Annotated in this window: 8 protein-coding genes and 1 pseudogene; 4 read left to right on the forward strand and 5 right to left on the reverse strand. The window is 71.3% G+C overall.

Annotated features, from left to right (window positions below; translation table 11 throughout):
• The first annotated feature begins 93 nt into the window (after window positions 1–93).
• The gene (locus tag ABT288_RS22610) at window positions 94–237 is read left to right on the forward strand and encodes a hypothetical protein (RefSeq protein WP_351610590.1); all 144 of its coding nucleotides are present in this window, start codon (window positions 94–96) and stop codon (window positions 235–237) included.
• A 162-nt stretch (window positions 238–399) separates the two neighbouring features.
• On the opposite strand, the gene ABT288_RS22615 is transcribed toward ABT288_RS22610, so the two are convergent.
• The 3 genes from ABT288_RS22615 to gdhA all read right to left on the reverse strand — a co-directional run bounded on the left by ABT288_RS22615 (window position 400) and on the right by gdhA (window position 2,845).
• A complete protein-coding gene (locus tag ABT288_RS22615; protein WP_351610592.1) occupies window positions 400–693 on the reverse strand; it encodes a hypothetical protein in 294 nt (97 codons plus the stop codon).
• Between the two features lie 204 nt (window positions 694–897).
• The gene (locus tag ABT288_RS22620; protein ID WP_351610594.1) at window positions 898–1,302 is read right to left on the reverse strand and encodes a hypothetical protein; all 405 of its coding nucleotides are present in this window, start codon (window positions 1,300–1,302) and stop codon (window positions 898–900) included.
• Between the two features lie 187 nt (window positions 1,303–1,489).
• A complete protein-coding gene (gene gdhA, locus ABT288_RS22625) occupies window positions 1,490–2,845 on the reverse strand; it encodes an NADP-specific glutamate dehydrogenase (RefSeq protein WP_351610597.1) in 1,356 nt (451 codons plus the stop codon).
• Between the two features lie 262 nt (window positions 2,846–3,107).
• On the opposite strand from gdhA, the gene ABT288_RS22630 reads away from it, so the two are divergent.
• Window positions 3,108–3,269: a hypothetical protein gene (locus tag ABT288_RS22630; RefSeq protein WP_351610598.1), complete on the forward strand. Its 162-nt coding sequence runs from the start codon at window positions 3,108–3,110 to the stop codon at window positions 3,267–3,269.
• A gap of 183 nt (window positions 3,270–3,452) precedes the next feature.
• On the opposite strand, the gene ABT288_RS22635 is transcribed toward ABT288_RS22630, so the two are convergent.
• The gene (locus ABT288_RS22635; RefSeq protein ID WP_351610601.1) at window positions 3,453–4,196 is read right to left on the reverse strand and encodes a TetR/AcrR family transcriptional regulator C-terminal domain-containing protein; all 744 of its coding nucleotides are present in this window, start codon (window positions 4,194–4,196) and stop codon (window positions 3,453–3,455) included.
• Window positions 4,197–4,305: 109 nt separating this feature from the next.
• On the opposite strand from ABT288_RS22635, the gene ABT288_RS22640 reads away from it, so the two are divergent.
• Both ABT288_RS22640 and ABT288_RS22645 read left to right on the forward strand, forming a co-directional pair.
• Complete coding sequence (locus ABT288_RS22640) at window positions 4,306–5,343, forward strand: alpha/beta fold hydrolase (protein WP_351610603.1); 1,038 nt, start codon at window positions 4,306–4,308, stop codon at window positions 5,341–5,343.
• Window positions 5,344–5,547: 204 nt separating this feature from the next.
• Window positions 5,548–5,694 (forward strand): hypothetical protein, encoded by a 147-nt coding sequence (locus tag ABT288_RS22645; protein WP_351610605.1) that lies wholly within the window; start codon window positions 5,548–5,550, stop codon window positions 5,692–5,694.
• Window positions 5,695–5,998: 304 nt separating this feature from the next.
• On the opposite strand, the pseudogene ABT288_RS22650 reads toward ABT288_RS22645, so the two are convergent.
• Window positions 5,999–6,136, reverse strand: a pseudogene (locus ABT288_RS22650) (2-oxoacid:ferredoxin oxidoreductase subunit beta); the annotation flags it as partial.

The raw sequence follows: 6,136 nt of genomic DNA on the forward strand, positions 1-6,136 counted from the left end.
GGCTGAATCCACGGGCCGGGCGGCGTGGCCGGGCGGGTGTGGGCCGGCGGCTCGGAGCAGGGTGGTCGGTACTGCCGTCGTCGAGGAGGACTCATGATGCGTCGTGTCGTCACCGTCCTGGCCGTTGTCGTTGCCGGGCTGATGCCGTTCGCGGTATCGGCCGCGGCGCAGGACGGTCGTGGACATGCCGAGAGCAGCGACTGGAACGTCCCACTCACCAACATCGGCCTGCTGTAGTGCCGAGTCCAGCCCCGGGAACGAGTCGAGCTTCTCCTGGATCACGCAGGGGATTCTGCGAGGGGCACGCCGCAACGAACGTGATCACCAAAGGGTGCGCAGCGGCGGCGCAGGTGAGTACACCCCGGTATCCCCTCCGTGGACGGATCCGACCCTGAGTGGCTACTCCCCGTCGACATGGGGCCGGATCTCCACCGTGAAGGCCGCGTCCTCGGGACCGGCGCCTTCCTCACCCTCCCAGACGGTCACGCGCACGTGCTGCTGGCCGGTGCCGTTCGCCGTCCACTCGGTCACCAGGTCAGTGACGACGAGTGCGGCAACGTACTCGTCGTTCTCGGCCGGGTCGTCGGTGGTGATGGTCCCCCGCCACCGGTCGGGGTAGTCACCGTAGGGTCGCCAGCCGGCCGAGCCGTGCGGCTCGTCCACCCGGTACGCCCAGCGCATCTCGGTGCTCATGGCACCGATCCTCCCACCACCCTCGGGACTGCGCCTGCCGCCGTGCAGACGTTCCTCTCACGATGCTTCGTGCAGGTCGGAGGGGTTGCACGAGTAGCGTACCCGGATCCTCAGTCGCTTCGGTCGCTGCCTGTCCCGAAGGGACGAGGGCATCCGCCTGCGGCAGCAGCGCGTTGCGGCGCGGGCCGCCCGCACGGCCCACGACTACTTCGTGCAGGCCTTCGTCAGTTCTCCGGCCGAGTCCTTGACCGGGCTGAGGTCAGGGCTCTTGTTGCCCTTCTCGATGGACACGCGGACGTTGTCCACGGCCCGGCCGAGATCGTCGACCGCCTTGTTCACGTCGACGTTGTCGGTCTGGTGGCCGATGGCCTTCAGGTTCTTGTCGATGGGGTCGAAGTACGTGCCGGCCTTCGAGGGTTCCAGCGCCGCGTCCCGTGCCGCCTGCTGGAGGTCGGTGACGCTGTCGGCGATGGCGTTGGCGGTGCGCACGCAGTCCAGCGCGCGGTGGGCGGCGTCGCAGCCTGTGGCGAGCACGGCGGTGAGTGCGACGGCGGCCACGGCGGTGACGGCTGCGGCACGGTCCCGTCGTAAGCGACGGCTGGGCGTCATAGTGGGGTTCCCTCCCTGGTACGGCCGGCCGGGCGCAGGGTGCTGGACCGGGCGCCCGAGCCCATGGTGGCGCCGGTGGAGATGCCGGGGTGCTCCCGTCCACGCGGCCTGGATCGACGTTCTGTCACCTCTCGAGCCGGGCCGTGGCCCGTACCGCGCGGGCCGGTCGGCGCCTGGCTGCCGGACCTCACACCACGCCCTGCGCCAGCATCGCCTCCGCCACCCGCTCGAAGCCCGCGATGTTCGCGCCCGCCACATAGTCGCCGGGCACGCCGTAGCGCTCGGCGGTCTGCCAGCACAGGTCGTGGATCTCCCGCATGACCGTGGCCAGTTCGCTCTCCACACGCTGCCGGGACCAGGACTCGCGGCCGCTGTTCTGCCGCATCTCCAGCGCGCTGACCGCGACACCGCCGGCGTTGGCCGCCTTGCCCGGCCCGAACGCCACCCCGGCGTCCCGCAGCACGCCGGCCGCCGCCGGGGTCACCGGCATGTTCGCGCCCTCCGACACCGCCTTCACCCCGCCGCGCACCAGCGCCAGCGCATCGGCGGCGTCCAGCTCGTTCTGGGTCGCCGACGGCAGCGCCACATCGGCCGGAACCTCCCACACCGAGCCGCCCGGCACGAACACCGCGGAACCGCCCCGGCGTTCGGCGTAGTCCCGCACCCGGCCCCGCTCGACCTCCTTGACCTGCTTGAGGAGGTCGAGGTCGATGCCCTTGTCGTCCACGACATAACCGTCGGAGTCGGACACCGTGATCGCCCGTGCGCCCAGCTCGTGCAACTTCTCCACGGTGTACAGGGCGACGTTGCCGGAGCCGGAGACCAGCACCTGCTGCCCCGGGAGGTCCTCGCCGCGCCGGCGCAGCATCTCGGCCGCGAACAGCACGTTGCCGTATCCGGTGGCCTCCACCCGCCCGGCCGAGCCGCCCCAGCCCACGCCCTTGCCCGTGAGGACGCCCGCCTCCCAGCGGTTGGTGATGCGCCGGTACTGGCCGAAGAGGTAGCCGATCTCCCGGCCGCCCACACCGATGTCGCCGGCCGGTACGTCCGTACGGTCGCCGATGTGCCGGTACAGCTCCGTCATGAACGACTGGCAGAACCGCATCACCTCGGCGTCCGAGCGGCCGCGCGGGTCGAAGTCGCTGCCGCCCTTGCCGCCGCCGATGCCGAGACCGGTCAGCGCGTTCTTGAAGATCTGCTCGAAGCCCAGGAACTTCACGATGCCGAGGTTCACCGAGGGGTGGAAGCGCAGGCCGCCCTTGTAGGGGCCGAGGGCGCTGTTGAACTCCACCCGGAAACCCCGGTTCACCCGTACGCGGCCCGTGTCGTCCACCCATGGCACCCGGAACAGCAGCTGCCGCTCCGGCTCGCAGATCCGCTCGACCAGGGCCGCATCCGCCAGCTCCGGCCGTGCCGCCAGTACCGGCGCCAGAGACTCCAGGACCTCCCGCGCGGCCTGGTGGAACTCCGGCTCCGCCGGGTTGCGGCGGACGACCTCGGCGTAGACGGCGTCGAGCCTTTCGCGTGCGGATGCTTCTGTCATGGCAACCTCTTTCGGCCGGGTCGAGCGGACGGGGCGGAAGCGGGCGGCTCACCGGTGCGGGGCGGTCACCCTCCGTCCGGCCTGTGGTACGGCCCGGCGGACGGTCCGGACTCACCTGCGCTGCCGTGGCCCTGTGGCCTCACCCTGCCGCCGTCCGCTATGACGTCGCCGGAGCGGGAGACGACCGGGCCGTGCCGCTCCGGACCGTCGTCACCCACCAGAGGCCGGGGAGCAGGCGGGGACGGCCGGTGGTGAGCTGGTCGTGCCGTTGACCGAGGCGGCCACGCCTTTTGGTTCGGGCGGCACTTGGCGGTTGGTGACCCGTCTGCCGGGGCTGGAGCCGGCGGTTCCTGCCGAGGACATCGCCTGGCGGGAGGACATGCACATCGGCGGACCGCGGGCGCTGCCGGTGCGCTGGTCGTAGGAGCCGTGGCCGCCGGCCGCTCAGCAGGTGATGTTGTTCCCCGGCCGTGAGGCGGGTACGGCCGGGGGTCCGGGTCGTGAGGACCGGCAGGACGGCTCGGCGGTCCTGCCGGGAGTGCGGTGATCCGCTGCCGCGGACGACGGCGACAGGAACGGCCGGGCACCGGACCGTGCCGACCAGAGGTCATGGCCGGCCGGCGATCAGGGCTTCGACTCCGTCGAGGATCCGGGCGAGGCCGAATTCCAGCGGGTCGGTGCCGTCGGGGTCGAAGGCGCCCTCGGCGACCGCCTTGGTCAGCGCCGGGTAGCGGTCGGCGTGCCGGGCGAGCAGTTCGGCGGTGAGCCGGTTCCACTCCCGATCCTGTTCCTCGTCGTAGTCGCCCTGCTGCTGGGCCAGGTTGCGCACGAGTCCGATCAGCAGCAGGAAGACCTGGTGGCGCTGGGCGCCACCGAGCCCGGTGGGTTCCAGGGCGGCGAGTGCCGCGTCGAGCCAGCGCAGCTGATGGGGGCCCATCTTCTGACGGCGCATACCGGTGGCGGCGAGCAGCCATGGGTGGGCCGCGTAGACGCCGGCGCACTGCAGGGTCCACTCGCGTGCGGCGGCCCTCCAGTCGCCGTCCGGCACCCCGGACAGGTCCGGAGCCTCGGCCAGCGCCAACTCCACCATCAGCTCGACGAGTTCGGTCCTGCCAGGGACGTACCGGTACAGGGCCATGGCCGAGAGGCCGAAGCCGGAGGCGACCTTGTTCATGGAGAGGGCGTCCAGCCCGTCGGCGTCCGCGAGCGCGACGGCGGCGGCGGCGATCCGCTGCGGGTTGAGACTCGGCTTGGGGCCCCGGGTGGGCGGCTCCTGCTCCCCCCACAACAGCGCGAGGCTCGCTCGCGCATCGCGCGGTTCGTGCTGCTTCTTGGCGTTCCGGCCGGCCATGGGCCCTCCCCTTCGATGTCCGCTCGGGCGAAGCCTGTTGACTCCACCCACCAACTGTATATACCGTAAACACATCTGCTGACGACATAAACAGTTTAGGGGGAACACCATGCTGCTGACCTATCGGGCGCTGAAGCGCCGCGCCCTCGCCAGGAAGCTCGCGATCACCACCCCGAACGGCATCGACGAGTCCTCCTACGTCCGCATCGGCGGCATCGACCAGTGGATCTCGATCCGCGGCGAGGACCTGTCGAACCCGGTGATCCTGGAGGTCCACGGCGGCCCCGGCGCCTCCAACCTGGTCTTCACCCCGCGCACCCGCGCCTGGGAGCGGCACTTCACGATCGTCCGCTGGGACATGCGGGGCGCCGGCAAGACCTTTGCGGCGGGCGGCCCCGAGGGCCAGGGCGAGATGACCCTCGACCGCGTCTACCAGGACGCGCTGGAGGTCACCCACCACATCCGCGCCCGGCTCGGCGTCGACCGGCTCCTCCTCGTCGCCAACAGCTTCGGCACGGTCACCGGGCTGCGTCTGGCCCGCGACCACCCCGAGCTGTACTCGGCGTACGTCGGCACCGACCAGAACATCATGGAGGGCGGCCGCAACACCTCGCCGTACGAGGCGCTGCTGGCCCGCCTGGAGAAGGCGGGGAAGCGCAAGGAGCTGGCGCGGATGGTGTCGATCGGCCCGGACCGCTCGGCCTGGTCGCCGCAGGAGTGGTCGGAGTACGCGAAGACCGTGGTCACGACCGACCCGCTGACCTACGACACCATGAAGACGGTCGTCATCCGCTCCCTGTGGTTCTCCCCGTTCCACTCCCTGCGCGGCCTGCGGGCTTATCTGAAGGGGATGACCTTCTCCGAGCAGCTCGGCCCGCAGGGGACGACGATCGACGAGTACGCCGACGGGACCGCCTTCAGCATCCCGTTCTTCCTCTTCCAGGGCGACAGCGACGTCCTCACCCCGCCGGAACCGGCTCGCGGCTACTGGGAGGAAGTCACCGCGCCGGTCAAGGACTTCGCCCTCATCCGGGATGCGAGCCACTTCGCGTCCTTCCGCCACCCCGACCAGTTCCTGGAGCTGATGCTGGCCAAGGTGCGGCCGGTGGTGACCGGGGAAACCACAGGACGACCCGCAGGGCGGTGAGCCGACCGGCGGCACGGCCGGATGGTCCCGGCTCGTCCGTGACCTCGGTGACGCCATAGCCGCGGGCGGGCCCGAGGCCGAGGACGAGGCGCCGGGGGGCTCTCTCGAACGCTTCCGGGCGGCGTTGGAGGGCATCATCCGAACCTACGGGCCGGGCTGATCCGGACGTTCACCGGCCGCTCCGAGGACAGCCTGGACCGGCACGTGGTGGACAGCCTCGGCGCCTTCTACCAGGTCATGCTCAACGGGCTCATGATGCAACTGCTGTTCGATCCCCATGCCGCACCCGACGCCGAGCGGCTCACCGATGGGCTGCGCCAAGTGATGGAACTGGCACGGCGGACGGACTGAGCCGGTCCGCCGGCGCGCGGCGGATGCGACGCCGGCCCCGGTCCGGGGCCGTGGCGTCGTCGGCGTGCCGTCAGTGGCTTCCGGCGCTGTGTCTCGTACGGCCGCCTGCAACACCGACGCCTCCGACCGGATGACCGTCAGCCTCTCCTTCGGCTCGGACTCCGCGGCCCTGGCCCCGTGCGGGCGGACCGGGCAGGAGCAGGCGGTGCGGGAGGCGTTCGCCGTCCACGGCTGGGAGGCTCCCGGCGGAGCTCGGGCCGTACGTCGCCGAGGACCAGGGCAAGGGTGTGCAGGGTGCCTCTTCTCAGCCGACGACGGTCCAGGTGTCGCCGCCGGCGAGGAGTGCGGCGAGGTCGCCCTTGCCCTTCTGCTCGATGGCGGTGTCGAGCTGGTCGGCCATGGCGGTGTCGTAGACGGGGCGGTCGACCGAGCGGAAGACGCC

Source organism: Streptomyces sp. NPDC001093, from assembly GCF_040298985.1.
In the GTDB taxonomy this organism is placed as follows: domain Bacteria; phylum Actinomycetota; class Actinomycetes; order Streptomycetales; family Streptomycetaceae; genus Streptomyces.